Raw genomic sequence first — 3,071 nt, 5'->3', positions numbered from 1 at the left:
CTCTTTTCCGGGCTTTTCGGGGGCCGCAGCTTTGCAAAGGCCCGGCCCCGCGCCCCGTTTTTCCGCCTGCCGCTCCTTGCTTGTGTCCCGCCCCGTTCCCGCCCTGTGCGGGGGGCCGCCGTCCCTGCGGCGGCGGGCAGGCTTCTCCCGCCCCGGTCTACGCGCGAAAGGAAGGCCCCTTGCGGCAAAAAGTCCCTTTTTCTGCCTGCGTTTCCCCTCCTGCGCCGCCTTGCCAGTCCGCCCCGTTCCCGCCCTGCCCGGGGGCGTGAAAAAGCCGGAGCCCCCGCATGGGAAGCTCCGGCTTTGGAGAGGGCCGCCTCAGAAAGCGGCCGGGAAGCGGTGCGGGCGGACGCGCGTGCCCGCACCGGATGAGGTCAGCGTATCCTCTTGTTGCCTTCCCACACCTGTTCCGCCTTGGGCAGCACGGGCAGGTAGGTAAGCCACTTGTGGCTGTTCATGAATTCCGCATCCTGCTGGAGCTTGCGGCTGAGCTCCAGGATGGGCGGCACTATGTCCTTGATATCGCCCGCGAGGTTCGCGGCGATCTGGGCGTTGGTGGCCTCAAGGCACAGGTCTATGGCCTTCTGGCTGTATTCCGTGGAGCTCATGAGCGTGTCGAGCGCCTTGGCCGGGTTGTGGAAGCCCACGCTGTTCTCGGCGGAGATGAGATCCCAGAAGAACTGCCCCTTGCGCACGTTCTCCTTCGCCATGGCCATGAGCTCCTCATACCTTGCGTTCCTTGCGCCTTCAAATTCGTTGGCGAGGCGCACGGCTTCGTGGGCCTTCACGCTTCTTTCCTGCGCCTTGAGCAGCTGGCGGTAGGTCTTTTCCTGAATATCGTGCACGCGGGCGCGCAGATGTTCCGGCGTCTTGTCCGAATGGCAGGTGCGGCAGGCCGTGAGTTCCGGATCCTTGAGCGGCGAGGTCCACCAGTGGCTGGAGTACTTCTTGCCGTCCTGCTTCTTGTAGGGCATGTGGCAGTCCGCGCAGGAGACGCCCGCCGCGCCGTGGGGGCCGTTCTGCCAGGTCTCGTATTCGGGGTGCTGAGCCTTGATGATGTTCACGCCCGAAACGGCATGCACGAAATCCGTGAACGGGCCGTTGTTCGCGCCGTGCGTGTTGTAGTATTCATACATGTCTTCCGGGTCGAAGCCGTTGTCCCACGGGAACACGGGCTTGCCCGCCGGGCCGTTGTCCTTGTGGGTGAAGTAGTATTCCACATGGCACTGGCCGCACACCAGGCTGCGCTTCTCGTTGCGCGAGAGCGTCGCCCAGTCCTTGCCGCTCCTCGCAAGCCAGTCCTTGAGCGGGATGGAGTAGAGCTGAAGCTCCATGTTCGTGGTGTCGTGGCAGGTGGCGCAGCTTATGCTTTCGTTCATCACGTCCACCTTGGTGCGGTAGTCGTTGAAGTCGCGGCTCCACACGCCGTCGCCTTCCGCCGCCACCCACTGCGAGATGTTGGGAACCTTGCAGTTCCAGCAGGTGGTGGGCATGTTGCCCTTGCCGTCCGGCGCGTAGCGGTTGATGCGGTCGATATCGAGTATGTCCTTCACCGCGTAGGTGTGGCCGCGCGCCTCGTTGTATTCATACATGAAGGGATAGCCCAGCCACAGGTTCTTCAGGTACGGCTGCGCCGCCTTGAAGCCCTTGGGCAGGGGGTTCACCCCGTCGTTCTTGCGGAAGTTCACCGAACCCTTATATTCCGTCATCACCGAAGATTCGTCGTTCTGCCGGTAGGAGGCGTATTGCAGCGGGAACGCCTTTTCAAATTCCGAAGCCTTCAGCGTGTTCGCCGGAAGGCCGCTGTCGTACACGGGCGTCTTCACCGCATAGGTGTCGTCCTCACAGCCCGCAAGAAAAAGGGAACACACAAGTACCGCGCCTGTCGTGAGCATAGTCGTCTTATTCATCAGCCGCCTCCCTGAAGCTGACAGGAATTTTCTTCTGGTGCGCCATGCCCCGGTGGCAGTCCACGCAGTAGGGCTTGGCCATCATCACATCCGCATTGGTCACGCCGTGGCAGGCGCGGCAGTTGGCGTTCACCACCTCCCGGGTCTCCAGCCGCGCCAGAAGCGGCGCCTCCTTGCCCTGAAGGTTGGCCGCGAAGTCGCGCAGCCCTTCCTGCGCCTTGAACGGCAGCTTGGCAAGAAGGTTGTGCGGCGCATGACATTCGTTGCACGCAAGGTCCGCATGGGGCGAGAGGCTGTGCGTGAGCGCCGCCTCCCTCATGACGTGACAGGTGGAACAGAAGGGCCTTGAATCGGAATACTGCATTCCGGCCGCCGCCAGAAACACCAGCGCCGCTCCCAGCGCCGTGCCCCCGAGCAGCATCTTCCATGGTCCGTGCCTGGATGCTTTCATAGCTCTCCTCCTTCCGCTGAAGAAACAATCCGGCCTTATCGTTATACGGGCCGGAAGAAAACCAGACTGTGATTTGAATCACAAAGCGCGGCGCGAAGAGAAATTCTCCGCTCTTCCCAGAACGGAGGAGAGGGAGAGCCTGCGGGCCGGGGGTAAAAGAGGCGTGAACTCGGCGTGGTGGATGCGGGGCTTGGAGAGGGAGAGCCTGCGGGCCGGGGGTAAAAGAGGCCGGGCAGGGATGCGGCGCGGGGGAAGGCCGGGAAAAGCGGCGGAATCGGAGGAGGGGGCAGAGGGGAAAGCGGCGGGTGCAAAAGCGCGGCGGGAAGCGGGGACAAGCGGCCGGGGCGCGGAGCGGGCCTTGACTGTACTTGTCTGTGCCATGCACGCCGTGTTCCTTTTCATCGCCATGGTGTGGCGCGCCGAAACGCGCATGAGCCCCGTCTTCCGGCCCGCCCCGATACGGTTTTCGGCCTGCGCCCGGAGGCATGCCGGAATATCGGCGCCCTTTTTGCCGTACGGCCTGCAAAAGCTGCGCGGCAGGGGGCAGGAGAGCCTCCCGTTTCCCGCCTTTTCCCCTGTGCCGCGTCTGGGCGCGCTGCTAGGCTCCTTCCAAAAGGAGTCTGCTATGGACAGTTTCAAGAAAGCGCACGCCTTCACCTCCCGGTGGGAAGGCGGCTTTGTGCATCATCCCGCCGACCCGGGCGGGGCCA

2 protein-coding genes and 1 pseudogene are annotated in these 3,071 nt (G+C 63.5%); 1 reads left to right on the top strand and 2 read right to left on the bottom strand.

Going from position 1 to position 3,071, the window contains the following annotated elements; translation table 11 throughout:
• Positions 1-374: 374 nt before the first annotated feature.
• Positions 375-1,910 (bottom strand): ammonia-forming cytochrome c nitrite reductase subunit c552, encoded by a 1,536-nt coding sequence (locus tag K8W16_RS05365; RefSeq protein ID WP_304121861.1) that lies wholly within the window; start codon positions 1,908-1,910, stop codon positions 375-377.
• The gene (locus tag K8W16_RS05360) at positions 1,903-2,361 is read right to left on the bottom strand and encodes a NapC/NirT family cytochrome c (protein ID WP_304121859.1); all 459 of its coding nucleotides are present in this window, start codon (positions 2,359-2,361) and stop codon (positions 1,903-1,905) included. The genes K8W16_RS05365 and K8W16_RS05360 overlap by 8 nt, the downstream gene beginning before the upstream one ends.
• Positions 2,362-2,719: 358 nt before the next feature.
• On the opposite strand from K8W16_RS05360, the pseudogene K8W16_RS05355 reads away from it, so the two are divergent.
• Positions 2,720-3,071 (top strand): annotated as a pseudogene (locus tag K8W16_RS05355) (hypothetical protein); the annotation flags it as partial.

The sequence above is a fragment of the Mailhella massiliensis genome (assembly GCF_020741395.1).
Lineage (GTDB): Bacteria > Desulfobacterota > Desulfovibrionia > Desulfovibrionales > Desulfovibrionaceae > Mailhella > Mailhella massiliensis_A.
Note: the sequence above shows the minus strand (reverse complement) of the source record. Positions and strands in the feature narration are given on the sequence as shown.